The sequence below is a fragment of the Agrobacterium tumefaciens genome (genome assembly GCF_005221385.1).
GTDB classification, from domain to species: domain Bacteria; phylum Pseudomonadota; class Alphaproteobacteria; order Rhizobiales; family Rhizobiaceae; genus Agrobacterium; species Agrobacterium tomkonis.
In genome coordinates this window covers 233356-260250 of sequence record NZ_CP039905.1, presented here as the reverse complement: position 1 = coordinate 260250, position 26895 = coordinate 233356, and the positions used below count along the sequence as shown (strand labels likewise).

Annotated in this window: 24 protein-coding genes and 2 pseudogenes; 15 read left to right on the top strand and 11 right to left on the bottom strand. The window is 57.3% G+C overall.

The features are described 5' to 3' along the window. Positions 1-414 precede the first annotated feature (414 nt). Positions 415-1170, bottom strand: coding sequence for an RES domain-containing protein (locus CFBP6623_RS26385; protein WP_080843284.1), 756 nt, complete (start codon positions 1168-1170; stop codon positions 415-417). Positions 1171-1205: 35 nt separating this feature from the next. On the opposite strand from CFBP6623_RS26385, the gene CFBP6623_RS26380 reads away from it, so the two are divergent. Both CFBP6623_RS26380 and CFBP6623_RS26375 read left to right on the top strand, forming a co-directional pair. Beyond that, positions 1206-1987, top strand: a protein-coding gene (locus tag CFBP6623_RS26380) for an IS5 family transposase (RefSeq protein WP_225341515.1) whose coding sequence is annotated in 2 segments (ribosomal slippage) — positions 1206-1536 and positions 1536-1987 — 783 coding nt in all. Because the reading frame shifts where the segments join, the coding sequence is not laid out codon by codon here. A 178-nt stretch (positions 1988-2165) separates the two neighbouring features. Further along, positions 2166-3221 carry a hypothetical protein gene (locus CFBP6623_RS26375; RefSeq protein ID WP_062653977.1) on the top strand — a complete coding sequence of 352 codons (1056 nt, stop codon included), beginning with the start codon at positions 2166-2168 and terminating at the stop codon, positions 3219-3221. A 149-nt stretch (positions 3222-3370) separates the two neighbouring features. On the opposite strand, the gene CFBP6623_RS26370 is transcribed toward CFBP6623_RS26375, so the two are convergent. Both CFBP6623_RS26370 and CFBP6623_RS26365 read right to left on the bottom strand, forming a co-directional pair. Further along, entirely contained in the window at positions 3371-4045 is a 675-nt protein-coding gene (locus CFBP6623_RS26370) for a hypothetical protein (RefSeq protein ID WP_062653979.1), read from the bottom strand. Positions 4046-4137: 92 nt separating this feature from the next. Beyond that, a pseudogene (locus CFBP6623_RS26365) lies at positions 4138-4395 on the bottom strand (tyrosine-type recombinase/integrase); the annotation flags it as partial. Between the two features lie 88 nt (positions 4396-4483). On the opposite strand from CFBP6623_RS26365, the pseudogene CFBP6623_RS26360 reads away from it, so the two are divergent. Next, a pseudogene (locus CFBP6623_RS26360) lies at positions 4484-6040 on the top strand (ISL3 family transposase). Between the two features lie 76 nt (positions 6041-6116). On the opposite strand, the gene CFBP6623_RS26355 reads toward CFBP6623_RS26360, so the two are convergent. From CFBP6623_RS26355 to CFBP6623_RS26345, 3 genes are read right to left on the bottom strand one after another with little or no spacing between them, the layout of a single operon-like run. Beyond that, a complete protein-coding gene (locus tag CFBP6623_RS26355; RefSeq protein WP_062653988.1) occupies positions 6117-7172 on the bottom strand; it encodes a site-specific integrase in 1056 nt (351 codons plus the stop codon). Between the two features lie 28 nt (positions 7173-7200). Then, complete coding sequence (locus tag CFBP6623_RS26350; protein ID WP_062653980.1) at positions 7201-7602, bottom strand: type II toxin-antitoxin system VapC family toxin; 402 nt, start codon at positions 7600-7602, stop codon at positions 7201-7203. Beyond that, the gene (locus tag CFBP6623_RS26345) at positions 7602-7856 is read right to left on the bottom strand and encodes a type II toxin-antitoxin system Phd/YefM family antitoxin (RefSeq protein WP_062653982.1); all 255 of its coding nucleotides are present in this window, start codon (positions 7854-7856) and stop codon (positions 7602-7604) included. The genes CFBP6623_RS26350 and CFBP6623_RS26345 overlap by 1 nt, the downstream gene beginning before the upstream one ends. Before the next feature lie 416 nt (positions 7857-8272). On the opposite strand from CFBP6623_RS26345, the gene CFBP6623_RS26340 reads away from it, so the two are divergent. From CFBP6623_RS26340 to scpB, 6 genes are all read left to right on the top strand, one after another. Next, the gene (locus tag CFBP6623_RS26340; protein WP_080723341.1) at positions 8273-9244 is read left to right on the top strand and encodes a TniQ family protein; all 972 of its coding nucleotides are present in this window, start codon (positions 8273-8275) and stop codon (positions 9242-9244) included. A gap of 504 nt (positions 9245-9748) precedes the next feature. Further along, entirely contained in the window at positions 9749-11347 is a 1599-nt protein-coding gene (locus tag CFBP6623_RS26335) for a Mu transposase C-terminal domain-containing protein (RefSeq protein ID WP_080843370.1), read from the top strand. After that, positions 11344-12222, top strand: a complete 879-nt coding sequence (locus tag CFBP6623_RS26330; RefSeq protein WP_080843369.1) for a TniB family NTP-binding protein — start codon at positions 11344-11346, stop codon at positions 12220-12222. Before CFBP6623_RS26335 ends, CFBP6623_RS26330 begins: the two co-directional genes overlap by 4 nt. A 3-nt stretch (positions 12223-12225) precedes the next feature. After that, positions 12226-13197, top strand: a complete 972-nt coding sequence (locus CFBP6623_RS26325) for a TniQ family protein (RefSeq protein WP_080723341.1) — start codon at positions 12226-12228, stop codon at positions 13195-13197. Positions 13198-13677: 480 nt separating this feature from the next. After that, positions 13678-14631, top strand: a complete 954-nt coding sequence (locus CFBP6623_RS26320; RefSeq protein ID WP_080843382.1) for a DUF1403 family protein — start codon at positions 13678-13680, stop codon at positions 14629-14631. Between the two features lie 2 nt (positions 14632-14633). Then, a complete protein-coding gene (gene scpB / locus CFBP6623_RS26315) occupies positions 14634-15344 on the top strand; it encodes an SMC-Scp complex subunit ScpB (RefSeq protein WP_408606511.1) in 711 nt (236 codons plus the stop codon). Between the two features lie 9 nt (positions 15345-15353). Here the strand turns inward: scpB and CFBP6623_RS26310 are convergent, their stop codons facing one another. Continuing rightward, positions 15354-15986 carry a hypothetical protein gene (locus CFBP6623_RS26310; RefSeq protein WP_167379205.1) on the bottom strand — a complete coding sequence of 211 codons (633 nt, stop codon included), beginning with the start codon at positions 15984-15986 and terminating at the stop codon, positions 15354-15356. A 185-nt stretch (positions 15987-16171) separates the two neighbouring features. Between CFBP6623_RS26310 and CFBP6623_RS26305 the strand changes: the two genes are divergently transcribed. From CFBP6623_RS26305 to CFBP6623_RS26295, 3 genes are read left to right on the top strand one after another with little or no spacing between them, the layout of a single operon-like run. After that, positions 16172-17665, top strand: a complete 1494-nt coding sequence (locus CFBP6623_RS26305) for a recombinase family protein (protein ID WP_080843366.1) — start codon at positions 16172-16174, stop codon at positions 17663-17665. A 29-nt stretch (positions 17666-17694) separates the two neighbouring features. Then, positions 17695-18573: a plasmid partitioning protein RepB C-terminal domain-containing protein gene (locus CFBP6623_RS26300; protein ID WP_137002620.1), complete on the top strand. Its 879-nt coding sequence runs from the start codon at positions 17695-17697 to the stop codon at positions 18571-18573. After that, positions 18557-19489, top strand: a complete 933-nt coding sequence (locus tag CFBP6623_RS26295) for a plasmid partitioning protein RepB C-terminal domain-containing protein (protein WP_080843364.1) — start codon at positions 18557-18559, stop codon at positions 19487-19489. The genes CFBP6623_RS26300 and CFBP6623_RS26295 overlap by 17 nt, the downstream gene beginning before the upstream one ends. Before the next feature lie 14 nt (positions 19490-19503). On the opposite strand, the gene CFBP6623_RS26290 is transcribed toward CFBP6623_RS26295, so the two are convergent. The 3 genes from CFBP6623_RS26290 to CFBP6623_RS26280 are packed head-to-tail and all read right to left on the bottom strand — an operon-like array spanning position 19504 to position 23083. Next, complete coding sequence (locus tag CFBP6623_RS26290) at positions 19504-20496, bottom strand: TniQ family protein (RefSeq protein ID WP_225341521.1); 993 nt, start codon at positions 20494-20496, stop codon at positions 19504-19506. Positions 20497-20549: 53 nt separating this feature from the next. Continuing rightward, entirely contained in the window at positions 20550-21428 is an 879-nt protein-coding gene (locus CFBP6623_RS26285) for a TniB family NTP-binding protein (protein ID WP_080843362.1), read from the bottom strand. A gap of 5 nt (positions 21429-21433) precedes the next feature. Further along, positions 21434-23083, bottom strand: coding sequence for a Mu transposase C-terminal domain-containing protein (locus tag CFBP6623_RS26280; protein WP_080843381.1), 1650 nt, complete (start codon positions 23081-23083; stop codon positions 21434-21436). A gap of 66 nt (positions 23084-23149) precedes the next feature. Between CFBP6623_RS26280 and CFBP6623_RS26275 the strand changes: the two genes are divergently transcribed. Beyond that, complete coding sequence (locus CFBP6623_RS26275) at positions 23150-24283, top strand: RHE_PE00001 family protein (protein ID WP_080843361.1); 1134 nt, start codon at positions 23150-23152, stop codon at positions 24281-24283. Positions 24284-24289: 6 nt separating this feature from the next. Here CFBP6623_RS26275 and CFBP6623_RS26270 read toward each other — a convergent pair whose 3' ends face one another. Beyond that, the gene (locus tag CFBP6623_RS26270) at positions 24290-25351 is read right to left on the bottom strand and encodes a DUF3800 domain-containing protein (RefSeq protein ID WP_080843380.1); all 1062 of its coding nucleotides are present in this window, start codon (positions 25349-25351) and stop codon (positions 24290-24292) included. A 344-nt stretch (positions 25352-25695) separates the two neighbouring features. Between CFBP6623_RS26270 and CFBP6623_RS26265 the strand changes: the two genes are divergently transcribed. Together CFBP6623_RS26265 and CFBP6623_RS26260 are read left to right on the top strand one after the other, a co-directional pair. Beyond that, positions 25696-26208, top strand: coding sequence for a hypothetical protein (locus CFBP6623_RS26265; RefSeq protein WP_080843360.1), 513 nt, complete (start codon positions 25696-25698; stop codon positions 26206-26208). After that, positions 26205-26894 (top strand): hypothetical protein, encoded by a 690-nt coding sequence (locus tag CFBP6623_RS26260; RefSeq protein ID WP_052760370.1) that lies wholly within the window; start codon positions 26205-26207, stop codon positions 26892-26894. Before CFBP6623_RS26265 ends, CFBP6623_RS26260 begins: the two co-directional genes overlap by 4 nt. The last annotated feature ends 1 nt before the right edge of the window (position 26895 follow it).

Below are 26895 nucleotides of genomic sequence, written 5' to 3'. Positions count from 1 at the left end.
TCAGCCGAATCCAGAATAACGCTTTTAGCTCAAACGTAGTCCAATAAGCGTTATTAATACCTGCGATTCTACCTGTTCGGCAAACTTTTTTTAGTTAACAAGACCTTAACAGCTAGACCCTCTACGGCGGATCACTTTTTTTGTGGTCTAACCTTTTGTTTTCTATTGCGAAACTAGCGTTCTGCACGGCTGTCAAACGAGTGGTGGGAATCTGCGGCATTGGCTTTCGGCGACCGTTACCAGCACCATCGGGCATAAGCCTGCCATGAAGTGGCAAATAGCGTAAAAGCTCCTAGTTGCTAAAAGCTACAGCGGCGCCTGTCTCCTGAACGCCGATCAGGCGGAGACAGCTCTGAAGATCGGCGTTGGGCGCAAAACCGAGAGAATACGTATTCGGGTCTCAACCAGCCGCGATCAATGCGCGGCGCGGCAAGCGGTACACTGTTCGACATCGAGCGCCAGCTTTACGACCGAAGACAATTCGTTGAGGCTGCCGATCTCAAGAAGTGCTGTTTCAAGGGTGGTTGCGAGGCAGATCATGGGGGCGCCGGCATGATTGAATCGGCCTTCTCCAATCACACCTGAGGGGCTGGGGCCGAACGTTGCGATGTCGGAGAAGGACTGATACTGCTTCGTAATGTGCGCTGATTTCCTTGCGCGGAAGAATGTCCCAGGCGTTAACTTGGGAGTAGTGTCTGCAGAAAGTCCCCGGACCGCTTCGAGGATGCTTCGCGCGAATGGATGCTTGAGAAGCAGGAAGGGAGTGGCACTTCCTATCGATGGCGGCTCGCCAATCGACTTTTCAATCTCTTCGACCCGATCAAACGGATGTTCGAAAATGTGGATCGACCTACGTACATATGTTCCACAGCGGGGACAGAACACAAAGTGCTTAAGTGTCATAAGCTCCGCCGTGTAGAGGTGGACGAGGTGGCTCTGCTCAACGCAGTAGTACACGCTCACTGCGTTCGTCTGAAATTCGACATCGTGTATTTCGACGCCCGGACACGTAAGGGCGAAATCCTCGTAGCAGTCGACGCAACAGCATATGCTTGAGGTGAAGTCAGAATCGATCTCTTCGACGAGAATGTCGTTGAAGGTGTCGATATCGAATGCCGATACCGGCAGGTAGCTAGGCCCTGTTGACAAAGTGGATTCCCAAATCAGCAAAAGCGTGATTCAAGACTGCCTTTTAGGAGGCGGTTTTGGCTCGCGGCGACCTGACGGATATGGAATGGCGGATCATTGAGGGTCTTTTGCCCACCGAACGTGGCAGGAAGTCTCGTCCCTCGCACGACAATCGAAGATACCTCAACGGCATGCTGCATGTTCTTCGGGTCGGATGCCCCTGGCGCGACATGCATGAGCGCTACGGGAAATGGAATTCGGTCTATGTGCGCTTCCGCCGTTGGGCCGAACAAGGCGTTTGGGACGCTCTGCTTGAGACCCTCGTTGAGCTGGGGCTGACGGATGACTGGCAGCACATGATCGACAGCACCACGGTCCGCGGCCATTCTCAGGCTGCGGGCGCTAAAGGGGGACTTATCAGGAGGCTTTTGGTCGATCACGCGGCGGCTTTACGACGAAAATCCACGCCCGCGCAGACGGTCAGGGACGCCCTCTTGGCTTCGTCCTGACAGGCGGCGAGGCTTCAGACTACAACGCCGTTCCGGACCTGCTGGCAATGCCGGTTGGCAAGCCGAGACTGTTCCTCGCCGACAAAGGATATGACGGTGATTTCCAGCGCGAGGAACTCTTGATCCATGGGATCAGGCCAGTCATTCCGCCGAAGGCCAACCGGAAGAACCCGCCTGCCTGCGACTTCCGGGCCTATAAGGATCGGAACCGTATCGAGCGGATGTTCAACCGTCTCAAACAGTTCCGTCGCGTTGCGACCCGATACGATAAGACCCGAAAATCCTTCTCAGCATTCCTTGCCCTGGCCGCCGCAAAGATATGGCTGCCATACTTTGTCAACAGGACCTAGAATTCGCTCCGTCGGGAATAGTCGTTCGATCGTCATTGCCGTCTGTGAGTTCTCGGTCGCTCACGAAGCTCCCTGTCAGTGGTACATGATCACGGCGAAGCACTATTCCGATTTGCAACTTTCTCGCGCGGATGAAAAGATTAATTTGCTATAGTCACTCGTCGCTCCGGAAGAAATCATGCCGCTACTTTTTTGTAATATTGCGTGGATGAAGAACTATGCAGGTCGGGATGCCACTGACCCTCCGAAGGGTGGTGGTGGTTACGTCGTTTCGGAGGGCAAAGCCGGGGAGGAACTGAACTTCGTGGCAGCCGACGACGGGTACGTTTATGGGCATTTTGAAACGATAAAGGACGCGGTCGATCGGAAGGTAAAAATCGAGCGTTTGGGGGCATCTACCTCGGCAGAGTTCATTGATGGCGTGGATGTCGTCTGGACCGCTCCTATCGATGGCAAAGATCCGCGTTGCGTGATCGGATGGTACGAAAATGCGCGGGTCTATCGTGACCGCCAGAGGCTCGACGGCATATATCCTTCCGCTCAGCACGAGCTCGACGAGATATTGAGCTTTCGGGTGCGCGCGCGGGCCAAGGATGCGCATCTCATCCCTTTCAGCAAACGGGATGAACGACTTTACCTACAACGCGGTGAGGGCTGGAGCGGGCAAGCGAGCTGGTGGTATGCGGACGATACGACTGACCCTGAGGCGAAGAGCTTCGTAAAGTCAATCCGCGCAATGATCGGCGACAAAGTGCCATCTTATGCTCGGCCACCTGTGCGCAGTCGTGTCAAGCATCGGGCCGGGCAGGCGGCAACTGAAGGCTACGCTAAGTATGTGAAACGTCATGAGGTGCAGGTAACCCCCCGGCACAGCAAGCTTGAAAAGCTGTTCAGGGAATATCTTCAACGCACGGTCCATGGCGTTCGGTTTCTTCCTACTTTCTGCGACTACATGCGGTTTACGGATGGAAAAGGTCAAGACGTAATGGTCGAGGTCAAGCCAACGGAGGCGTCGACTGTTCGATTTGCTATCCGAACGGCGATGGGACAACTGCTGGACTATCGGCAGCACCAGAGATGGGAAGGAAGGCAGCTTATTGTTGTGGAAACGGAAGTCACCAAGGCCGACGACAGGGCCTTGGCTCTGGGAAACGGGTTCGGCCTCGCATGGCCATTGGAGAACGGCGATTTCAAAGTCGTCTGGCCGGCAGGTGACAAGCTAGTTCGGCCTTGAGGTGCGTAAGAAGATTTAATGGCACGTGAGCCAATAAATTCTCCTTTGTCGCGGCTAGTAGGTCTTCAGGGAAGACGCGCTATCTGCTCTTCAAATGGATGAGGCAGTAGTCGGATGCGCACATGGCACTACAAGAAGTCCGTAGGGTATTAGTTGGCTGGTTTGTTGTTTTGGCTTCTCAAGAAAATCAGCATTTTGAATGCGGCCGTTAATGAACCTATACCAACTGCCCAAGCCGTGTGGGGAATAGTTGCACCGTCAACCGAGATCTCGTCGTATGAAGCGTTTCCGGCGTAGTTGTAAAGGACCATGCCCGTTGTGATGTAGATGATAAACCACAACGCCGCGAAACCACGCGGAGCCCTAAGCATAGTCTTGAGGAAGCGACCTTTATTCGTGTCCCTCGACGCCAATGCAGCGAATGAGTCTGTTGCGATTGGCGTAAATCCATAAAGTCCGAAGGTGGCCACATAAGTTGAGAAAAGGTCTTGGAAACGATCATTGACGGCGAACGCGGATGTTGTCTGCGACAGCAACCAGGTAGCCAAGACCACCGAGATTGCGCCGATAGTGTGCCAGACCAGCCCAGTGCGGCGCCAAATCCGTCCGAAGCGAACTCGTTGCGACCGAGACCTTTGTCCGACGCGTCTCCAAATATCGAAGACGATAATTCCCAAGAAGCTTAAGGTCAGATAGGCATACACGATGATGATGCCCCACGAGTAACGCTCAATTTCAAAAAAGCAGTTGAGGGATACCGATCCGGAAAAAAGCACAACGCCAACAGGGAACGCTAGCTGGCTTGAAGCAATATCTCTACTCATCATTTGCTCACATCAAATGTCGTGATCCCGCGTAGATTCTTGATTTTAAGATTCGATGAGTTTTGCTGCTGAAAATTCACCTGCACACTTTTTCAAAGAATTCGGGAAGCCCGACCAGTGCGACGTGCTGCGGAGTTATAGTAGTTTGAGGCCTGCTGCACCGAGCGATGACGAGATTGCTCCATGGCCTCAGGCATCGGGATGCCGTGGTTGGCGGCCTCGGTGAGGTAGCCAGACCGCAGTCCATGCGCGGAAAACTCCCCAGGATCGAAACCAGCCAACTGCACGCGCTGCTTGATGATCGCATTGATGGATTGCGGATCGAGCCCCCGCTTCGAAACAGTGCCCGATGTGTTTCGGCATCGAAACGGGGCTCTGACTCACTTTTGATGAAATCAAGTGCTGGCTGATGTTGGTTTCACGCAAGGAATCAATACCATGGGCCATTCGCTCAGATCGTCGACGCTCGTCCCTCGCGGCTTTATAGTCGACAATACAGCCATTGATGACGACGTCATGTTGATCGCAGTCCGGCCGACGAGCAAAGCAAGCTTTTGCCCAATCTGTGGAACAAGGTCGGAACGAATCCACAGTCGATATCAACGACGCCTGGCTGACCTGCCCTTGGTGGGAAAGCCCGTTCGGCTTGTCATTGAAGCGCGCCGGTTCCACTGCGATGCAGTGCTATGCGGTCGTTGAATCTTCGCCGAGCGCTTCGACGGAGACATTCTCGCGCCTTCGGCGCGGCGAACCGCCAGGCTTGACCACATCGTCCATCATCTCGGACTTGCACTGGGTGGCAGGCCAGCGGCCACCTTTGCCAAAAGGCTGATGTTGCCGGTCAGCAACGATACGCTGCTGCGCGTCGTGCGGCGACGCGGCAGTCCGCGCTTTGTCCCACCCACCGTGATCGGTATCGACGACTGGGCGTGGCGACGAAATCAACGCTATGGGACCATCATCTGCGATCTGGAACGGCGCAAAACCATTGCTCTCCTGCCGGATCGGGAGCCGTCGACGGCCCAGGCCTGGCTCTCGGACCAACCTCAGATCAGCATCGTCGCTCGCGACCGCGGCGGCGGTTACGCGACGGCTGCAGCCAAGGCGTTGCCACACGCCACCCAGGTCGCTGACCGCTGGCACTTAATGGAGAACGCCAGCCGGGCATTCCTCGATGCGGTGCGCAAATCGATGCGCCAGATCCGAACTGCGATCGGAGCGGCCACGATCAACCCCGAACTGCTGACGGCCGCCGAGAGGATCCAGTACGAGGGATATCTTCGACGGGAAGACACCAACGCCGCAATTCTCGACATGGCCAAGTCCGGAGCAACAATCAAGGAGATCGTGCGCCGGACCGGATACAGTCGCGGCCTTGTCCGACGCGTACTGCGTGGTCAACGTTCGGATGTCTTCCGCGTCCGTGAGAACTCGCTTGAACTCTACCTGCCCTGGCTTGACGCTCAATGGATGGCCGGACACCGGAATGGAACGGAGCTATGGCGGCAACTCAAGAGCCAAGGGTTCCGCGGCTGTCTTCGAGTTGTCACCGAGTGGGCCACACGCCGTCGAAAAGCAGAGAAGGTCGATGCGGGCGCGTTGAGCCGAGCGCCTTCGGCCAGGACCATTGCACGTCTCATGACCATCGGCCGCGACGACCTTTCCAAATCTGAGACCGTGACGGTTGCGGCGATTGAGGGTGGCGTGCCGCTGCTGGTTGAGGCGCGGGAAGTCATCGCCGCCTTCCAGGCCATGATCCGCAAGAAATCTCTCGCTGATCTCGATCCGTGGTTGGAACGCGCTCGATCGGGCTTGGTCGCCTCCTTCGCCAACGGTGTCGTTAGAGACCGAGCAGCCGTCAGCGCAGCGATCTCTTCACCATGGTCCAACGGCCAGACGGAGGGGCAGATCACCAAGCTCAAACTTGTGAAACGCCAGATGTACGGCCGCGGAAAAATTGATCTCCTCCAAGCCCGCGTCATCGGCGCGGGATAAAATCCATCACCACCAAAACTGCGTCAGAGCCCCGTTTCGATGCCGATTGACACATGCGGAGGAGGGTAGGGGCCAGCTAAAGCCCTGAAGCCTTGGTCAAATTCACGCGGAAGCGATCACGCCGGCGCTGATATCTGCGGGTCATCTCTGCGGACGCGTGCCCCAGTTGCTTCTGGACATATCGCTCGTCGACCTCGGCAGACGAGGCAAGGCCGGCGCGCAGGGAGTGGCCCGAGAATTTAAACTGACGCTCGATCTCGGGCAGATCGCCTCGAATACCCGCAGCCATGGCGGTGCGCTTGACTAGGCGGGCGATTTCCTTGTCGTTCAAGCGCTCCGATCCAACCGCTTTGCCCTGTCCCGTGACCCGACGGAAGAGGGGACCGTGCGCAAGCTTGGCGAACTTGATCCACGTTTCGATAGCGGCGACCGGGCAGGTCGCATCGGCCGAGCCGCGGCCGACCTCGACCTCTCGCCATCCGGTTTTGCCGCGTAAGGTGATGAGCATGCCCTTGTCGAGGATCTCGATCCAACCGCGCCCGTCCTCGGTCTGGTCGGCTTTCAGATCGAGGCCAACGATCTCTGACCGCCGAAGTCCACCAGTATAGCCGATTAGCAGCATCGCTCGGTCGCGCATGCCACGCAGGGTGCCGCGATCGAGTGTTTCTAGCATGGCGATGATGTCGCTCGCCATGACCGCTTCCTTTTGGACCGGCGGGCGGGCATGGCTGTTTCGAATCCCGGCCATAACAATGGCGATATGCCGGTCCTTGCGATCGAGGCTCAGGCCGCGTTGCGCATAATTCCACGAAATCGACGAGAGGCGGCGCTCAATCGTCGAAACGGAATTTGCCTTTGCTCCGCGGTCAACGGATCCCGAGGCGCAGGCTGTGATGTAGAGGCCGACGGTCGCCGGATGTGGGGGGAGGGGGGAAAGACTGGAGCGACGGCACCAGGCAGAAAAGTGCTTCCAGTCGGATGCGTAGGCTTTTCTAGTGTTGATCGAGCTGGCTGCCTCGACGTAGCTTCGAGCGCGATCGGTGAGGTCTTGCAGGTGACCCGACAGGCTGGACCCCGGTTGTGGGGCAGGGGAGGGGATTTCTGCTCTGGAAATGGAAGGATCGTCCGCCATAGCTTGCCCACCGAGAATGTCGCTCATCTCACACTTCCCATGGATTGATGACGGCTGCGCCTGTGTCCTCAAAGTCCTTGACGTTGCGAGTGACGAGGATCAGATCATGGACAATTGCAGTGGCTGCGATCAGCCCGTCGATGTCGCCGCGCGGACGGATCGCGGCGATGCGGCCCCATTCGACTGCGATCTCGTCGGTCACCGTGAGGATGCGGTCAGCATGATCGTGGCGCAGCTTGCGCAGCCATTCGGCAAGATGTGCCGCAGCCTTGGGATCTGTTTTTTGTTTCAAGGCAATACCGCGCATGATCTCACCAAGCGTCAGCGCACTCAAATGGACGCTGAGAGGATCGACCGAGCGCAGCCACGACACTGCCTGTGGAGTGCCCCGCCTTGCCTCCGAGACAATATTCGTATCCACCAGATACATCAGAAGGACACGTCGCGGCTTGAGACTTTGGCCCGTGCGTCGACCGTGTCGGTGAAGGCGTCATCCCAAGGCGGACCGGCAAGCAGATCATCGACCAAAGTCGGTCGTCCTGCGCGCAAAGCGTCATAGTCTTTTGCGGACAAGACAACGGCTGTGCGTTCGCCACGCACGGTTATCTCTTGCGGGCCTTCAAAGCGGGCTTTTTGCACTACTTTCGAAAATTGGTTTTTAGCGTCCTGCAGCTGCCAATCCATGAATCTGCTCCGATCTAGCTAGGCTGTCTAGCCACATTAGCACCATTCTCGATTATCTGAAAGCGGTGAATTGCGCGTATAGAAGTAGAATGTCAGTTGACCGTTTTTCTCGAGACTGGACTTCATTTGTTTCCAAGGGATTAGCCGATTCAGATTTCGTGAGACCGTTTCGGTTTCGTTGAGACTGAACTGTCACGCGATTCAGATATGGTGAGATTACCTCGATATGCCAGGCGCGTGAAGGCTATGCGACGTGATCAGCGGTCGAGGTCAATAGCGGCGTCACGGCATCGATATTCCGAATGGTGATTGACCTTGCCGTGCAGGCCGTCCTCACCGGAACCGAGCGGATTACGCCAGCCGCGATCCTCGATCACCGCGTCGCCGTGCCGCCACCCTTCGTTACGGCCTGAGCCATGAGAGGGGAGGGGAGAGCGCCGCTTCCGATCGTACCACCGCCCTTGCCGGAGGAGCGGTTGAGCTCGTGGCTGGAGCGGGTCGCCGACGTCTATCTTGTTTCGTTGGATGAGCTGCAAGCGCACGTCGGCTGGGCACGACCTGCGCTGGAGCTGGAGAGGGAACCCGCGCTTAGTGATGTGGAGTGCATCGCCGCAGCAACAAGCAGCTCGGTAGAACGACTGTTCGCGATGACCTTCCATGGTTTGCCATCGCGCTATCGCAATCTCCTCAGGTGGAAAGCAGGGGAGATTTGCCCAGCGTGCTCGCAGGGAATGCAACGACCGCCACGGCTCAAAGCCTGGTCGTTTGCCTTTTCCTTTTGGTGCGAGCGACATCGTCAACCCCTGTTCAGCCGCGACACCCGCGGGGTCAGTGCCCTCGGCGATTATTGGGCAGCGCGCAGGGGAGGGGCAATACTCAATCGATGGGGAATGGGAAAGGGCGCCGACGGAGTGCCAGTTGAGCAGGCTTTGTCGCTGCTGCTATCGCCGATCCGCAAAGCGTCGCCTGCGGTTCCGTGGGAATTGGCCAGATTGTCGTTGCTGCAACAGCACGAGCCCTCCCTTCAATCGAAACGCTTCCGACGCCCTGCGCTGACAATTGTGGTGCCGGAATTCGCGGTCGCAGTCCCGATCTATGATCAGCAGCTGCCAACGGACATCGCGCAGCTCTCGTCTGCACCATCTGCGGAACGGTACGCGCTTGCAATCGGTGTCGCCCGATTGCTGAACGACCCGGCGGATATGATCGCTCGCATCGAAAAGGCCGCTGACGAGCATTGCCGAAAGAAGATAACGCGGGACTGCTCGACCCTTGGTCGCCTGACCATCGGTCCAGGCAAGAATCGGCCTGGCCTTTCAAAAAACACGAAAGCGAAATTTTTCGACCCTCACAGATGGCCGTACAGCGCCTTTCAGGGGGGAGGCTGACCGTAGAGATGGAAAAATATCGGAGCGCGTCCTGAGTCATCTGTGGCCGAAAGCGAGCTGGTCGCGTTTTTCGACTGTTGACGCGGGGGGAGGGGGAGCCGCGAACGAAGTCAGCAACTCTATTTGGTGGTCTTTGATCCGACCCGGCACGGAATTGTTGAGACCAAGCGTACCCGAGGCGGAAATCGTGAGACTAACTGACGAAAGCTTATTGGCGCCAGCGGCTTGAAGAAGGGAATAAGATCAAAGGCCTAGTGTGGAGGAGCGCCTCGGCAGAAAATGGCACTCCGAGAAATCACTGCACAATCTCATCAATTCCGGTCAGCTGACATGATTTTTGGTGTTTTGTGTCAGTTGACCGTTTTTCTCGAGACTGGACTTCATTTGTTTCCAAGGGATTAGCCGATTCAGATTTCGTGAGACCGTTTCGGTTTCGTTGAGACTGAACTGTCACGCGATTCAGATATGGTGAGATTACCTCGATATGCCAGGCGCGTGAAGGCTATGCGACGTGATCAGCTCAACGAAGTCGAATGGCAGAAAGTGCTTCGGCATGCGGACGTTCTGCGACGTCTACCGCCGCGCCCCACGGCCGGGGACGTCGCCGATGCGATGGCGGAGCTTGCAGTCAGCCGTGCGACCCTGTTCCGCTGGCTGAAGCGGTTCAGGACTGAGGAGCGTGCCGCGGCGCTTATTCACCGGAAGTCGGGGCGACGCGGGGGCATCGACGCCTTTGAACCGGCTCTGAAGGCAATTGTCGATCGCAACGTTACGACATTCTATGCCATGCCGGAACGGCCGACGTTAACTCGGCTACGAAAGCACATCGTTGCCGACTGTCGCGCAGAGCAGTTGCCGCCACCGTCGATCAGACGCCTGAAGGGCTATCTTGCGACCTTGGATTTGGAAGCCATGACGCGCCGCCGCGAGGGGAAAGCGCGGGCTGATGCGCAGTTCCTGGCGTTACCTGGCGAGTTTTCAGCTCAGCGTCCGTTGCAGGTGGTCCAGATCGATCACACGAAGGTCGACGTAACGGTAGTCGATCCAATTGAACGGCAGCCGATTGGCCGGCCAATACTGAGCATCGCCATCGATGTTTGCACGCGAATGGTGCTGGGGTTCTATCTTTCCTTAGAGGCGCCGTCGGTGACATCTGTGGCACTTTGCCTGACGCACGCGATCATCGATAAGGCCCGGTGGCTGGGGGATCGCGGGATAGCCCTGGAGTGGCCCACAAGCGGCTTGCCAGAATGCATTCATGTCGACAACGGCGCCGAATTCCATGCGCGCGCGTTTAAGCGGGGCTGCGACGACCATAATATCATCGTCTCCTACCGACCGCCAGGAACGCCCCGGTTTGGCGGACATATCGAACGCCTGATCGGCACGATGATGGGCGCGGTACATCTGCTTCCCGGCACGCATTTCTCCAATGTGCTGGAGCGGGGCGATTACGATCCCGAGGCGCGCGCGGTAATGACGATGCGGGAGCTTGAGGCCTGGCTGGCGTTGGAGATCATCGCCTACCATTCCGGCCTGCATCGGGGCATTGGCCGGCCACCAGTGGCGGCCTGGAAGGAAGCTATATCTGCGTATCCTGTGCGGCAGGTCCTTGACCCGCTCGCTTTCCTCATCGATTTCCTGCCGTTCGAACCGCGCGTGCTGCGCCGAACCGGCATCCACCTCAACAACATCTGCTACTGGTCTGACGGCCTTGCACCCTGGATCGGCCGGTGCGACGACAAGGTACTGGTCAAATACGACCCGCGGGACTTGCACAGGGTATTCGTCAAGCTGGGCGACAACTATCTGATGGTGCCGACACGTAATCCCGGACGTGCGGCCATCACGCTGTGGGAGCAGAAGGCAGCGATACGCGTGCAGCGAGCCCGCGGGCGCCGCGAGATCGATGAGGAGATGATTTTCCAGACCATCGCCGCGCAACGTGCGCTTGTCGACCAGGCGACCCGGGAAACCACCCAGACACGCAGATGGCTTGCGCGTCGAGCTCATCTGCAGCCAAGGCCGGCACTTGCGGCAAGCGTGACATTGGATGAACCGGTAATCACCTTGCCCCACTTTCCAGTCGAGGTGTGGGAATGACGGCCTATCCGCATCTGGATCCCGCGGTTCAGGCCCATGCCAACATGCCGGATCGCGAACGCATCGAGCATATGAGGGTAGACCGGTGGATTGATTATCCGCGTGCCCGACAGGCACTCGACAAACTTGAGGAACTTCTTTTGTTTCCCAAGCGTGCCCGCATGCCGAACTTGCTGATCTTCGGGGCGTCGGGCATGGGCAAGACAATGATCATTGAGAAGTTCGTCCGCGCGCATCCTCCGAGCTTCGATGAAAGCAGTGGCATCCATCATCGGCCCATCATTGCCGTGCAGATGGTGGCCTCGCCGGACGAGGGCCGCTTCTATCATCGCCTGCTTTCGGTGATCGGCGCCCCGCCGCCGACACGAGCCACGATCGGACAGCTTGAAACGCAGGCGCTCCGACTGCTGCAGGAAACCGCGCCGCGCATGCTTGTTATCGACGAGGTCCAGAACCTGATTGCCGGAACCTACCGTGAGCAGCGCCGGATGCTTAATCTGTTGCGCTTCCTCGGCAACGAGTTGCGCATTCCGCTCATTTGCCTCGGCTCTCACGAAGCACGGGATGCGATCCGCGGAGACGCCCATCTCAACAGCCGCTTCGAGCCTTATGGCCTGCCGCCTTGGCGGCACGACGCCAACTTTCATGGATTGGTAGGAGGCCTTCTGCGGTCGTTGCCACTGCGCTTGCCGTCCGAGCTTACGGACAGCGCGCTCAAACGCTTGGTCGAGGTCAATAGCGGCGTCACGGCATCGATATTCCGAATGGTGATTGACCTTGCCGTGCAGGCCGTCCTCACCGGAACCGAGCGGATTACGCCAGCCGCGATCCTCGATCACCGCGTCGCCGTGCCGCCACCCTTCGTTACGGCCTGAGCCATGAGAGGGGAGGGGAGAGCGCCGCTTCCGATCGTACCACCGCCCTTGCCGGAGGAGCGGTTGAGCTCGTGGCTGGAGCGGGTCGCCGACGTCTATCTTGTTTCGTTGGATGAGCTGCAAGCGCACGTCGGCTGGGCACGACCTGCGCTGGAGCTGGAGAGGGAACCCGCGCTTAGTGATGTGGAGTGCATCGCCGCAGCAACAAGCAGCTCGGTAGAACGACTGTTCGCGATGACCTTCCATGGTTTGCCATCGCGCTATCGCAATCTCCTCAGGTGGAAAGCAGGGGAGATTTGCCCAGCGTGCTCGCAGGGAATGCAACGACCGCCACGGCTCAAAGCCTGGTCGTTTGCCTTTTCCTTTTGGTGCGAGCGACATCGTCAACCCCTGTTCAGCCGCGACACCCGCGGGGTCAGTGCCCTCGGCGATTATTGGGCAGCGCGCAGGGGAGGGGCAATACTCAATCGATGGGGAATGGGAAAGGGCGCCGACGGAGTGCCAGTTGAGCAGGCTTTGTCGCTGCTGCTATCGCCGATCCGCAAAGCGTCGCCTGCGGTTCCGTGGGAATTGGCCAGATTGTCGTTGCTGCAACAGCACGAGCCCTCCCTTCAATCGAAACGCTTCCGACGCCCTGCGCTGACAATTGTGGTGCCGGAATTCGCGGTCGCAGTCCCGATCTATGATCAGCAGCTGCCAACGGACATCGCGCAGCTCTCGTCTGCACCATCTGCGGAACGGTACGCGCTTGCAATCGGTGTCGCCCGATTGCTGAACGACCCGGCGGATATGATCGCTCGCATCGAAAAGGCCGCTGACGAGCATTGCCGAAAGAAGATAACGCGGGACTGCTCGACCCTTGGTCGCCTGACCATCGGTCCAGGCAAGAATCGGCCTGGCCTTTCAAAAAACACGAAAGCGAAATTTTTCGACCCTCACAGATGGCCGTACAGCGCCTTTCAGGGGGGAGGCTGACCGTAGAGATGGAAAAATATCGGAGCGCGTCCTGAGTCATCTGTGGCCGAAAGCGAGCTGGTCGCGTTTTTCGACTGTTGACGCGGGGGGAGGGGGAGCCGCGAACGAAGTCAGCAACTCTATTTGGTGGTCTTTGATCCGACCCGGCACGGAATTGTTGAGACCAAGCGTACCCGAGGCGGAAATCGTGAGACTAACTGACGAAGGCTTATTGGAGCCAGCGGCTTGAAGAAGGGAATAAGATCAAAGGCCTAGTGTAGAGGAGCGCCTCGGCAGAAAATGGCACTCCGAGAAATCACTGCACAATCTCATCAATTCCGGTCAGCTGACATAGAATCTAGGCGTTCGTCGCGGATCCAGTAAGACTAGCAAAGACGTCCGATAATGCAAGATTATCGGACGTTATTTAATGCCGACAAGCTGTGCGGTTTTAGTCAAATTTAATGGTACAAACCGCGCGCATGATTTATGTTGTCAGACATGGACTCGATCGCTACACCGCAAATTCAACAAACGACATGGTCGGCTCACCTGCCGGGTTGGACGTTGGCACGCGGCCGTGACATCGACGAAATTGATGCCGCCTTCGCCGCTGGTATCGCACTGAAATCCCTCGACGATTTGATCCGCGCCGATCCTCCATGGCTCGGCTGCTGGCGTGATCGCCTGGCCCTTAAATCAGCGGCTGTCGCGGCCCGCATGCTCGGTCGGAATGAAGAAGAGGATGCGCTGCGTGACGCCGTTTTGTTGACGCCTGAGAAAGGGGATCCGGGACCGGCCGGAAAGCTGTTTCTGGCCACACGAATGCTGGCACGTCGAACAGCCATACCGGGTACTGCTTTTGTCCGGGAATTAGCCGAGCTTCTGTCTATCCGATGGAACTCCGATTTGTCCTCGATCGCGGATCTCGCCGATGCGGCAATCCAGTCCGCGCGCGCAGCCCCCCTTGCTATTGCTGATCTGGTATCCGCGATCATGGCGCTTCGTCCGGACGCGGAGGTCCTGGCTCTAGCTTTGGCAGACATCGTGCTGGCCCGGAAGCTGAAATGGGCGAAACCCGTGCCGCTGTTGCTACCTGTACGGTTCGGGGCTGCATTCCGTACCATAGGCGGAAGAGGCCGAGTGCGGCCGGGTGAGCCGGCTTATCCGAAGGCAATCTGCTTGGCGGTAGTCAGCAGCGCCGAGGCAGCGCTCCAATCTGCCGCCGACATTGATCGCCGTGCCGCTCGTCTAATGGCAGCAGTGCCAAAGGTGAGGACCAAGGGGAGCGATGCGGTTATCCAAAAGCTCCTCAATGAAGACGCGATTCCGGCCTCGGCGCCGGGCTGCAATCTGTCACGCTGGGCAGCTACTCGACTGTTTGAGCGACTGGAGAGTTTCGAGGCTGTACGAGAAGTTTCCGGCCGCTCATCATTCCGCCTGTACGGGTTATGAAGATGGCAAGATCCTCGGCAACTCAAACCAAAAGGCGGCCATCGCGAGATCGAAGGCAGGACGTTCTCTTTGATCGCGAGCTTGAGGATTTGCCGTCGGAGTTGCGGTGGCGAGAATGGATGCTCCGGGTCGAGGCGGTAATCTTCGCTTCTGCTGAGCCAGTTAGCCGCGAGATGCTGGCAGCCGTGGTTGGCAGGGACTGTAGCGTTGATTTGCTGATTGACGACCTTGCCAACGAGCTTAGAGACCGACCATACGAATTGGTGTCGGTTGCAGGTGGATGGCAGCATCGCACCCGACCGCGGTTTGCTGAAACAATTCGCATTTCGACCGCTCCGGCGAGATCGATTGCAGCATCGCTGTCCGAGACCGAGACAATGGTGTTGACGGCGGTGGGATATTTTCAGCCGATCACCCGGGCCGAACTGTCGGAGATTTTCGGCAAGGAGGTCAGTCGTGACACGATCGCCGGCCTGCGAGATGCTGGCTTCATCGTTTCAGGGCCGAGAAGTCCGACACCCGGTGCGCCTTACACCTATGTGACAACACCCCGCTTTTTGTCAGTGTTTGGCTTTGAGACCCTGCGTGACCTTCCCAACATGGAGGCACTTGAGGATGCTGGACTTCTAAGCAGGCGAGGCGCGCTCGATGCCACCAATAAAGATCCCGCCGACCTCACTTCCGGCGGACAGTACGATGATGATGCCGACTGATATTCCTGTTCATCGTGAACTCGTTCGATAACGGCCTTTTCTCCGCGATCCGATGTACTCAAGTAACTTGGAATGGAGCAACGTGCTGATGTCCCTACGCGCGGTTTTCAGGCTGACATGCCAAGTTTGAACGATCTCCTTGGCACTGAAGCGCTCACCCATTCTGATCTGCTCCAAGAACCATAGCTGTCGCTGATTGAAGGATTGCGGTTCAGGGTCATCTTTAGGGTCACGTTCAGGGACACGATAAGGGTCATTGCGGCGTCTGGTTGCCGCCAGCGTGGCGTTAGCGGCTTCGCCAGTGGCGTAGGCTTCTCTGGTCGCGACGCGAATAATGCGATCATTCGCAGGAGAAGTTTGCTCAGATGCCGGGCCTTCGATGATACCAAGCACGAACGCTCTTACGACCGGCGAGGAGACCACGAGCCGAAGGAAAAACATAACCTCTGGAGCATGTTGACCAGACAGCCAGTGTTTCACGGTTCGCTCGCTGGCACCTGTCTGGCGCATCAACTCCTTAATCGCTCGGTGACTATCGCCATGCTCCTTCTTCAAAAGATCGGCGACGGTGAAGGCAAGGACCTCTCGGTCACCCAGAAAGCCGGGCCAAGTCGGCAACTTACTGCCCTTTTTCGGCAACATCTTCCGCTCCTTGATGCGCTAGAATTGCGATGCGGATGCCTGCAGAAATGGATGTGCTCGGCGCCGCGACAGCCTCAGGATCAGACGCCTCTGATCAATAACAGGAGGGGCAACCAGTGGATCGGGAGACCTTTAACGGCAGGTCATCGGCGTCGCAGCCAGTGCGGGCTGCCGAATATGTGCGTATGTCGACCGATCATCAGCGATATTCTACCGAAAACCAATCGGAGGCAATTCGAGACTATGCTCGGGCGCGTGGTATTGAAATTGTCCGCACGTACGCGGATTCAGGAAAGAGTGGCCTGAAAATCGAAGGACGCGACGCGCTGCGCCAACTCATCGAGGACGTGCAGATTGGCACGACCGATTTCACAATGGTCCTGGTCTATGATGTCAGTCGATGGGGCCGTTTCCAGGATGCTGATGAAAGCGCTTATTACGAATACATCTGCCGCCGTGCCGGGATCTCTGTTCAGTATTGCGCCGAACAGTTTGAAAATGACGGCAGTCCGGTGTCCACCATCGTTAAAGGCGTCAAGCGTGCTATGGCCGGTGAGTATAGCCGGGAGTTGTCCACCAAGGTCTTTGCAGGGCAAGGCCGGCTGATCGAAAAAGGGTATCGGCAAGGTGGTCCGGCTGGTTTCGGCCTAAGACGTACCCTGATTGACGAGCGCGGTCAGACTAAAGGTATCCTTCATCGTGGCGAGCACAAAAGCATTCAGACCGACCGGGTTATTCTCACCTTAGGGCCGTCTGAAGAGGTGGAGCTGGTGCGCGAGATATATCGCAGATTCGTCCATCATGGAGAGAGTGAAAACCAAATTGCCGCCGACCTGAATAACCGGGGTATTAAGTCTGACCTCGGCCGCAACTGGACGCGGGGAACCATCCACCAAATCCTGATCAACGAGAAATACGCCGGCGACAATGTTTGGAACCGACGGTCTTTCAAGTTGAAGAAAAAGCATGTCCGCAATGATCCCGACATGTGGATCAGGGCTGACGGCGTATTCGACGCTGTCATTGAGCGTGCCCTCTTCGAAGCAGCTCGGACCATAATCAATGCACGATCTTTCCGCTTGAGCGACGAAGAAATGCTGCGGTCTCTACGGGACCTTTACCGGCAAAGGGGAAGCTTGTCCGGTATCGTCATCGACGAATGCGACGGCATGCCGTCAAGCAGTGCCTACAGCTCGCGATTTGGCAGCCTTCTGCGAGCCTATAGTCTCGTAGGCTTCGATCCGGATCGAGACTATCGTTACGTCGAGATCAATCGAGAACTCAGGAAGCTTCATCCCGCAGTACTTGACGAGGTGATGGGCGCTTTGAAATCCTCTGGCAGTGAAGCCTGGCAGGACAACGATACCGATCATGTGACGGTCAACGAGGAATTCACTCTATCTATCGTAATCGCTCGTTGCTTCCAGACCCCGACGGGACTTCTACGTTGGAACCTGCGTTTCGACACCTCACTTGCTCCAGACATCACCATTGTCGTCCGCATGGATTCGGCCAACCAGAAGCCATTCGACTACTACCTCTTTCCAAGACTGGATCTTCTCGCCGATCGATTGAGGATCGCAGAAGACAATGCCCTACAGCTCGATGCCTACCGGTTCGACGACCTCGCTATTCTCTATCAGATCGCTGCACCCGTTAACCTGTCGGAGGCCGCGTGATGGCTGCTCTTCATTCAAATCATATCGAAATGATCCCGATTTCACGCATCTCGGTGCTTAACCCCCGCGCGCGCAACAAAAGGCAGCATCGGGATATCGTGGCCAATATCGAAGCCATCGGTCTCAAACGCCCGATCACTGTCAGCCGCCACAATGGCCCAAGCGGACCACGGTATGATCTGGTTTGCGGGGAGGGCCGCTTGGAAGCCTTTCAAATGCTCGGGCAAAGCGAAATCCCAGCGGTTGTCATCGAAGCGAGCGAAGACAAATGCCTCGTCATGAGCTTGGTCGAAAACATTGCACGACCAACACCCCGGCCAATCGACCTTATGCGTGAGATCGGGTCATTGAAAGCGCGTGGCTACACTGACGCCGCCATTGCCGAGAGAATTGGTGTGGGGACATCGTGGGTCTATATGATCGCAACCCTCCTTGAAAAAGGAGAGGAACGTCTCGTTGCTGCGGTCGAGACCGGTTTGATCCCGATCACACTGGCGATGGAAATCTCGCGGGCAGAAACTGAAGAGGCGCAGAGCCTGCTATTGGAAGCCTATGAGGCCGGCCAGCTTCGCGGGAAGAAATTAGCCGCCGTTAGGCGGTTGCTTGACATGCGCATGCGCGCACAAGGAAAGGGGCTTCCATCAGTACGTCTCGGCCGAAAGGGTACAGGTCGGCGGATGGCGGCCCATGATCTGATGCAGGTCTATCAGCGGGAAGCTGAAAAACAACGCCTGTTGGTCAAGAAGTCAGACTTCACGCAGACGCGTCTCCTGTTCATCGTTGAAGCGATCAAGGACCTTCTCGCCGACGAAGGATTCCTCAACTTGCTGAGGGCTGAGGGATTGGCCACTATGCCAAGAGCGCTCGCAAGCCGAATATCCGGAGAGCACGATGACCGACGGACGTGATGAACCCGATGGGCAAATACATCTGGCGTTCGATCGCGATATTCGCACAATTGCTATCTCGTCGATCCTGCCGTTGAAATCGCTACCAGATGGGGCGCGTGAAAGCAGAAAATTTGCGCAGGTCTTAAGCTCCATTAAAGCGATTGGTTTGGTTGAAGCCCCGGTCGTGATCGCAGATAGCAACAATCCGGGCAGCTGGTTTCTACTAGATGGCCATCTTCGGATTGAGGCCCTGAAAGAGCTCGGCATTCTGGATGTCGAGTGCCTCATCGCAACCGATGACGACACGTACACATATAACAAGCGGGTCAACCGGCTGGCTCCTATTCAGGAACATAGGATGATTGCCCGTGCGATCGACAGAGGCGTCGCGCCGGCGGACATAGCAGATGCATTAGGTCTACAAGTGGATTCCGTCATACGGCGGTTCCGACTGCTTGATGGCATCAGCCCTGAAGCCGCAGAGATGCTGAAAGACACGCCGTGTTCGATGACCGTTATCGACGTTTTGCGGCAAATGTCGGCTGTGCGGCAAATTGAGGCCGCAGATCTCATGATTGGTCAGCATAACTTTTCCATCATGTTTGCCCAAGCGATACGCGCCGCCACGCCGGATAGCCAACTCGTCGCCCCGAAAAAATCCTCTGGCCGAGCCGCCGGCACCCCATCCGGTCAACAGATCGCACGCATGGAGAGGGAGCTGGCAGCATTACAAACCCAGGTGAAGAACGTCGAGGAAACATACGGCATCGACAATCTGCACCTCACCGTCGCGCGGGGATATGTCACCAAGCTGCTTGCCAATGGCCGTATTAGCCGGTGGTTAGAAAATCATCGCCAAGAATATCTCGGAGAATTTCAGAAAATTGCCGAGATCGACTCTATCGCACCCTTCAAGGATGCTCCCGAGGCGTAGGATTTGAAATGATCTCAGCATCGACAACCGACGATCGCGGTTGCATTTCTCCTCCGGGACTTTGGGCTCATCGAAATCAGGCTCATCTGCTGAGCGGCTGTGAGAAAGTGCGTAAGATCGACAATTGACCGGCTATCGCCTGCAGTCGGACGCCCTCGTTTAGGTCTGAGCGCATCTGAAAGCATTCGGATTAGAAGATCGAGGCCGCTATCTTTGGTGCCCGCAGATGCAAGTGTCCGACCAGCTCCATGATCATGCCGCCTGTCTATGTCGCCTTCGTTCGGGTGACATACAAGTCTCTCGTAGCATCGAGCCCGAAATGACGTGGACAAATCAGTCAAGAGCTCCTGCTGACGGATGCGGGTAAGCTGAGGAATTTCCAAAAGTCGCCGAACGAGCAAATTGTCGATTGGGGTTTCAACAGACGAGCCAAAGATTTCATGGATGCATTGGTCAAGCTTTCGCACCGCCGGGCATAGATCGATGGTCGATGCGCGACGGAGGTCGTAACCACAGCGAGTGCAAAAATGGTGCGGAACGAGTGCGCTTTGATTAAAGGCCGCCACGGGCTGATTGCAGGCGGTGCATCGATCTCGCAGCCTGCTTTTGTGTTTTTCGCAAGTAAGTCGGGTTGCCAGCCGCCATTCTCGTCGAAAATATGGGTGCGTATCAGTGGCGAGGCATCGTGGGCAGAACTGTAGCCATGTCGATCCAGACCGTCGGTGGAGTTTTCGAAGGGGTAGAAAAAGCTGTTTTGGTAGACCGTCCGGCATCGTCATAGCGGCGAGTTGCTCTGAGGTGATATCTGCATACTGCCGCAGATGATCTGCCAGGGTGATCGAACACTTCAAATCAAGTCTGGCCGACCACATTCCAGGTGTGAGGCCAAGTACCCGGGCGAAAGCACGCCCTGGCACACCGTTGGCGTAGGCGAGCCTGTGTAGCCAACTCGACAATAGCTCGTCGCGCTGTGGCGTAACCGTGATGGGCCAGCGTGCCGAAACCACATCGCGATAGCGCTCACCGATTTCGATGAACGGAGCATTGGTTTCTCTCGAAGTCAAATCAGCTGCCTTCGCAACGTCGCGTTACGTCGATGCGAAATGGGGATGTAGCCAAGCTCATCGATACCGGCTTTGGTGATGCGTTCTGCCCCCGAGCGGAGCGCCGCCACGGCAGCTTTGGTCACAACGGAGACAATCTCTCCGATCAAACCTTCCGATAGACTGAAAATTCGTCGAGCCAATGTTTCACCTGACAGATCGGAGGCTTTCGCGAGAGGCAGTGCCGCCTCAAGGCTGTCCAGAAGCATCAGATAGCTTTCGTCGTATTGCCATCTCGGGATCGCGATCAGGTCGAAGCGCGTTGCCATCTCGCTTGTGGCGTTGACGAAATCGTAGATGGCGACCTCGCCAATGAGCACGGGGGAGATATCGTATTGGCGGCCGATCCGACGGAGAAAGGCGAATACCCCCTCGATGTCGCGGGAACGTCCTCGTAACGCATTGTGGAATTCGTCAAATATCAACATCCTGGGTTTGATGCTCGCCAGCAAGTGATCCAATTGCTCCGCTTTTCGGCTGACATTCCACATGTCGCCGCCAGGAGCATGAAAGGCCTGAAGGATACTGGCGTAGAAATGGCCGAGCCCCGCTCCCTCGCGCGTCTGAACGATCCACACCCGTTGGTTCGGCGAAGCACGCAAGTGTTCGACCGCGAAACGCTCTGCGATCATTGTCTTCCCATTCGCATAAGGCCCGACGAGCATTAGCCCTTGGGTTCGCAAAGAAACTGGGCGGTTCAGTAGCTCAGTCAGTCGTTGGTGGCTGTCCTGTGCGACCTGATGGCCGACCCATCTCGGAGCCCGGATATATGCTATGCGCTCGTCGTCTGTCAGATTGAGAAGAGGACGCACATGCTCAAATAAATGATCGGCCATACCGCTCACCAATCTTCCACCGGTAGACGTTTTTTCTGCCGCACCGGATGACGTACTTGGGCCGCAGTCTCCTCCGGAGCGCTTGTGGCATAAGGCTTGTTAGCTGCAGCAGCATGTGCCCTGCGAACGGCGTCGCGTTTTTCCCGCTTTGAGAGCTTGGCAGCATCGGCGATCGCAGAGATTTCACGGCGCAGAGCCACCTTATCTATGCTCGAGCGGTGATTGGCGGCTCGCAACTGCGCGCGATAAGCATCGTGTTCCCAGAGCGTCATCGGCTCGAGGCAGCCATCACGTCGTTCGACTGGTCGAAACGATCGCGTCTCCGGATCACGAACATATATATGGCTGATATCACGGGGATCGTATCGAACCTCGAGTTTTCCGAGCCGGTCGCGCTCTGGGACGAGGGAGCCGAGCCAGGGCGAATAGTAATGCAGCGCGAACATGCTTAGGCCCTGCTGAGACAATTGCCGCTCCGCACTGGGTAGAAACGATAAGAGCACTTGTTCTGGGGCGTCCATCCGCTCGGGCAAACCCGCGCTACGGTGTAGCCATTCCGTGATAGGCACTTTCAGCGTCTTGGAGTTTTCTTGTCGATTATGATCGAGGACCGCCAGCGCTATACAGCGTTCCAGTTCGGAAAAGCTTAGGCAAGCGCGTCGATGTGCGGGATATTCATCACGATCAGCCACAGAACGACCTGAAGACCCGGGATATGTGGCGAGCACTCCGTTGAGTTTTCCCAACAATCGCTCGACGACACCGCCTTGATGGACTCTACCGCGGTCCCTATGGCGAATGCGAATACCGTAATCGTCGCAGCCCAGCTGAAATGCATTGCCTTTGAACTCCATCGCGGAGTCTGTGAGTAGAAGTTTCGGACGGCCGAACATCGGCCAAGCATGTTCAATCGAACGCGATGCAAGCCATGCGTCTTTTCGGCAGATCGCCTGCGCCAGACAGAGCGCAACAGACAACACCGATGGCTTTTCCAGGGTAAGGCAGAAGCCGAAAATGGCACGCGTCGCGACATCGGTTATTACCGTCAGATACGGGCGGCCGACAAATACGCCGCCGTTGTCGACCACCTCCACGAAATTGATGTCGGTTGGGGTATGGTCGATCTGGCAGACATCAAGCGGGTTCGGCGCGTGAATGTAACCAGGCCGTGGCTTGAGCCGCATCAGATGCTTTGGATTGGCCGAACGCTTTCTGGCGATCTCTGCGGCCGAAAACAACGACGGGATGCGCCGGGAAATCGTCACATAGGAGGGAGCTGCGAGCCCCGCCTCCTCACATCGGGCGCGAATCTCGGCAACGACTGGCGCAAGAGGCGGTGCTTCAAGTATCATCCACTGGTCGCGCAACGTCGTGCGGATGATGTCTTCCGCCGTTTCCGATAGCCGCTTGCGTCGCTCGGAAGGCAGCCGAGGCAATAATGCTGTTATTCTTCGCTCAGCCTGATATCGGGCCAAAAGGTTATAGATTTGTCGGGTCGTCAGGTGAAGTTCAGCCGCCGCCCTGACAATCGCGTCTTTCTTAGCTCGTCCCGCATCCAAGATCCGGTCAAGCTCTCGGGCGGTCCGGCGTGCCTTCAACCAGTCTGCCTGGGATGGGCCACAGCTACTTCCACGATTTTGAAATGGCTTTGGCATGCACAGCCCCATCGAAATCGTTAGCGACAATCGGGGCTATTTTTGCGCGCTAACTCTAACAGACGTATGACGTTCTGCCGTTTGAAATCGCAAAGTAAAAGCGACACCGGTGCTGCGTTGACCCGTCTCGACGAGCGCATCGCCCGTTCGCCGGTCGGTCGGGGCTGGATCGAACGCGCCCATTTCGCCGATGCCTGCGCCTCTTTGTGGATCGACGGCGAACTCGTCCATCTCGAAGACCTCGTCCTCCACGACGCCACAAAGGATATTCGCACACCCACCCATGAGCTGACAATCGCCCGTGACGTCCTGAAAACCCGCCGGCGCATCGCTGGCCAGTCGCCGGACTGGGCTTTGTCCGCCGACGGTATCCGAACGTTGCGACAGACCCAGGCGTGGCCTGGACCATCAGACGGTTCTGATAGCGCCGCGAACGTCCGCAGAGTTGAGCCTGCACAGCTGGTCGAGCGGAAAGGGGAAGGAGATGATGGTGAGGGTGACAAAGATCTGCTTGGCGTCGACCTCGCGGCCATCGATGCGACGCTGGCCCGATCGTCGGCCGCGATCGAGGACGCAACACGTCCCGGCCGCGCCGGCGACCGTGCGACGGCCAGCCGTCCGGAAAAGGATCCGATGATCTATGATCTCGACTGGGACGAAGATGCCCGGCTCGACGAATGGCGTGCTGTGCTGCGCCAGGCCGAACACCTGCCGGCGGTGCTGCAGGCAATCGTTGCCCTCGACGCATGGAATGAGCTGTCCGTGCTGCAGCACGCCCCTTGGCTTGGCAGGCTGTTGGCCGCGTCGATTCTTCGGCAGGCCGGCATCACCACCGGTGCCCATCTCGCCGCCATCAATCTCGGCCTCAAAACCATTCCCGTCGATCGGCGCCGCCACCGCGACCGGGAAACCCGGCTGCTCGCCATCGCCCACGGACTTTTGTCAGCGGCCGAGATCGGCATCAAAGAACACGACAGGCTGACGTTGGCGAAAACGATGATGGACCGGAAGCTGGTGGGACGGCGTTCGTCTTCGAAATTGCCGGAACTGGTCGAGCTGATGATGGCAAAACCGCTTGTGTCGGCCGGGATGGTGGCGAAGACGCTCGACGTGACGCCGCAGGCGGCGCGGCGGATCGTTTTGGAACTCGGCCTCAGGGAGATGACGGGGAGGGGGAGGTTTCGGGCGTGGGGCGTATGATGCGCATCAGGTTCCGCGTGAACCAAAGAAGTTTGTAGAAAAATAGTCGATTAGCTCGGCCGCCTGGGTACCTTGCCTGAAACGCCGCTGCTCCTCGAAGTCGACGGATGGGATCAAATGGATGAATTGATTGTCGGCATAGAGTGACATGACCGCTTCGGGATCAGGCCCACCGGACCGAAGGCCCGTCATACTGTTTGCAGCTTCGATCGCGGCACCGATCATGACATCGGCGAGTTGCACGGCGGAACTCCTTTTGGAATCGACCTGCGTCACTTCCGCGAGCTTGAGGGGGAATTTAATGGATGCGATTTCGGTTTGGTGGAACTCGATTTCTTGGTCATGCTCGATGAAGCGCTTCAGGAGGTCGTGGTAGGTGAGCAAATTCTTCGATTGGTCGTGCTCGACGCGATAAGCTCCCTCCGCCATTACCTCCATTCGGCTGATGAGCGACTGCAATACTACCAGTGCAGCGTCAGTGTTCACACCGGGCGTTGCGATTGCCGAGAGACATTCGGGTGCGGCGTACTGGGCAAGTGGTCCCAACGCTTCGGGAAATTCTCGCCATCTTGTTGACCGAGCGGCTGTGACGAGCGCTTTCAGAGCGTCTGGCGTCTTCTCCTTGGCAGCGTGCTGGAATGCCGCAAGCATATTGTCGAAGGCTGCCTGTCCGAGAAGCGTGGGCCCCGCCATTGTGAGCAACGACGCCATCGCGTAGTTCTGCCCATGTTCGTAAAAGTTGATGCCCCGTTCGTAGTAGAAGGGCTCGACGGCATAGTCTAGGAACATAAGCACAAGCAGGAAGCGCTTGTCGCAGACATAGGTCACGCTCTTGTAGTGGGTAAGAAGATCGCGCTGCAACAAGAGCAGCCTCTGGTGATTGGCAGGGCGGCGCGACAGCGAGCGATATTTAAGTTCCGACGCTTGGAGCCGTGGGAAGTGTTCCTTGATAAGGCGTGCGGCATCCTCGTTGCTGACGGCAATCGCGGAAGCGCCCTGGAACCGCTGATCTTCATTGAGGAGGTCAAACCCCGTATATCCGCTTTCATCGATGCGAAAGCATTCCATGTCTGTGTTTCCCGGCATGTCGATACGTCTTTCGCTTCTCCTAAGAGGGATCTCCTCCCGCTTTCTTTTAAGTTATCCCTTCTCTTAGGCGAAATCGATGGGACGGCTGGCGCCGCAAAAGGCTAGGTGTGCTGGCCGTGAGCTGCGAATGCACGAAAACGGAGACGGCTCAGAGGGCGAGTGACGCCAGGCGACCCAGTGTCCGATAACCGCAGCGGTCTGCTGCGTTCGGGAGACGTCGGGCTGAAGCGCCCGGCGGGCGCTATCGCATTCTTGCTGCCGATTTCGATGTTCACGTGGAAGCCCCCGATTTTTTTAGAAGTATTTCATGATATGTGAGTGTCATGAGGGACGATTTGCAGGCAATACTTTCAGTATTCGCGGCCGCAGTGCGCGCACTGCTGCAGGACAAGGATCTTGCTTATGCCGATCCGGCCGAACGCGCGCTTGTCGCTCGAATTCGCGATCTACTGCATGGGCAGTATGCCGGTTGGTCGATCGATCTCGAATGGAATCGCCGCGAAGATGTCATAAAGCGTCTTCGATACGGTCTCAGCGATCATGAACTGATTGGCAAGGACGCCATCGTGCCTGACCTCATCGTGCATCGGGTCGGAAAGAGGGAGAACTTGCTGGTCGTCGAGGTCAAGAAGTCGACGAACAAGGACTTCGAGGGGGACATCTGGAAGCTCAAGGGCATGACCGAGCAAGCTGGACCCTATGGTTATAGGGTCGGCCTTCATCTGGTGATCGACGTGAAGGCGGGGGTTGCCCCTCGTTGCGACGTCTATGTTGACTCCGAACTGGATGAAGAGTTGACGGGATGGAAGCACCTCGAGCTGGAGGGAGCAGATTGACCGCGGACCCGGCCGAGATCGTCAAGCTGGTCGGACGATTCACTGGTCCGGACCTTACACAAACGCTTTCGCGCATCGAAGGCGCGGTTCGCGGCGTTACGGCAGGAGACTGCACCGGCTTCCTCGAAAGTGCAGGGGCCGGCCGCGAAGTTCTCGCGGCGGCTGCGGGGATGAAGCGGCTGGCCGGCCAAATCAACGTCACGATCCATGCGCTCGGCATCCTAATGTGCCTGCCCCACATTCTCGAGCCGGACGAGCGGGTCGAATCTGTGTCGCTCGGCGCCGGGAATACGGGCCGCGACTTCGATCTTGAGACCAACGTTCGGGTTGCCGAATTCAAGTTCATCCGATGGCGTGGCGGCGCGGAAACGATCCGCCAGAATTCCGTTTTCAAGGATTATCTGCTGCTTGCCGAACATCCAACGATGAAGCGCAAGCACCTCTATCTGCTCGGGACCGAACATGCGATCAGGTTTTTGCGAGGTGGCCGGGCAATGTCGAGCGTGCTGAGCAGAAACAGCAAGCTGCAGAAAATGTTTGCGGATCGGTTCGGAGAGAGATTTCGAACAGTCGGCGACTACTACGCGGTTCACGGCAACGCGGTGCAGATTGATGATGTCTCATCGTGGCTTTCGGAATTGGCCGAAGAGCTGATCGCGGAGGTGGATATGGACACGAACGACTGAG

Coding starts and splice junctions, on each gene's coding strand:
- CFBP6623_RS26375 (WP_062653977.1), top strand. CDS start 2,166: ATGCCGCTACTTTTTTGTAATATTGCGTGGATGAAGAACTATGCAGGT.
- CFBP6623_RS26370 (WP_062653979.1), bottom strand. CDS start 4,045: ATGAGTAGAGATATTGCTTCAAGCCAGCTAGCGTTCCCTGTTGGCGTT.
- CFBP6623_RS26355 (WP_062653988.1), bottom strand. CDS start 7,172: ATGGCGGACGATCCTTCCATTTCCAGAGCAGAAATCCCCTCCCCTGCC.
- CFBP6623_RS26350 (WP_062653980.1), bottom strand. CDS start 7,602: ATGTATCTGGTGGATACGAATATTGTCTCGGAGGCAAGGCGGGGCACT.
- CFBP6623_RS26345 (WP_062653982.1), bottom strand. CDS start 7,856: ATGGATTGGCAGCTGCAGGACGCTAAAAACCAATTTTCGAAAGTAGTG.
- CFBP6623_RS26340 (WP_080723341.1), top strand. CDS start 8,273: ATGAGAGGGGAGGGGAGAGCGCCGCTTCCGATCGTACCACCGCCCTTG.
- CFBP6623_RS26335 (WP_080843370.1), top strand. CDS start 9,749: ATGCGACGTGATCAGCTCAACGAAGTCGAATGGCAGAAAGTGCTTCGG.
- CFBP6623_RS26330 (WP_080843369.1), top strand. CDS start 11,344: ATGACGGCCTATCCGCATCTGGATCCCGCGGTTCAGGCCCATGCCAAC.
- CFBP6623_RS26325 (WP_080723341.1), top strand. CDS start 12,226: ATGAGAGGGGAGGGGAGAGCGCCGCTTCCGATCGTACCACCGCCCTTG.
- CFBP6623_RS26320 (WP_080843382.1), top strand. CDS start 13,678: ATGGACTCGATCGCTACACCGCAAATTCAACAAACGACATGGTCGGCT.
- scpB (WP_408606511.1), top strand. CDS start 14,634: ATGGCAAGATCCTCGGCAACTCAAACCAAAAGGCGGCCATCGCGAGAT.
- CFBP6623_RS26310 (WP_167379205.1), bottom strand. CDS start 15,986: ATGTTGCCGAAAAAGGGCAGTAAGTTGCCGACTTGGCCCGGCTTTCTG.
- CFBP6623_RS26305 (WP_080843366.1), top strand. CDS start 16,172: ATGTCGACCGATCATCAGCGATATTCTACCGAAAACCAATCGGAGGCA.
- CFBP6623_RS26300 (WP_137002620.1), top strand. CDS start 17,695: ATGATCCCGATTTCACGCATCTCGGTGCTTAACCCCCGCGCGCGCAAC.
- CFBP6623_RS26295 (WP_080843364.1), top strand. CDS start 18,557: ATGACCGACGGACGTGATGAACCCGATGGGCAAATACATCTGGCGTTC.
- CFBP6623_RS26285 (WP_080843362.1), bottom strand. CDS start 21,428: ATGGCCGATCATTTATTTGAGCATGTGCGTCCTCTTCTCAATCTGACA.
- CFBP6623_RS26280 (WP_080843381.1), bottom strand. CDS start 23,083: ATGCCAAAGCCATTTCAAAATCGTGGAAGTAGCTGTGGCCCATCCCAG.
- CFBP6623_RS26275 (WP_080843361.1), top strand. CDS start 23,150: ATGACGTTCTGCCGTTTGAAATCGCAAAGTAAAAGCGACACCGGTGCT.
- CFBP6623_RS26270 (WP_080843380.1), bottom strand. CDS start 25,351: ATGGAATGCTTTCGCATCGATGAAAGCGGATATACGGGGTTTGACCTC.
- CFBP6623_RS26265 (WP_080843360.1), top strand. CDS start 25,696: ATGAGGGACGATTTGCAGGCAATACTTTCAGTATTCGCGGCCGCAGTG.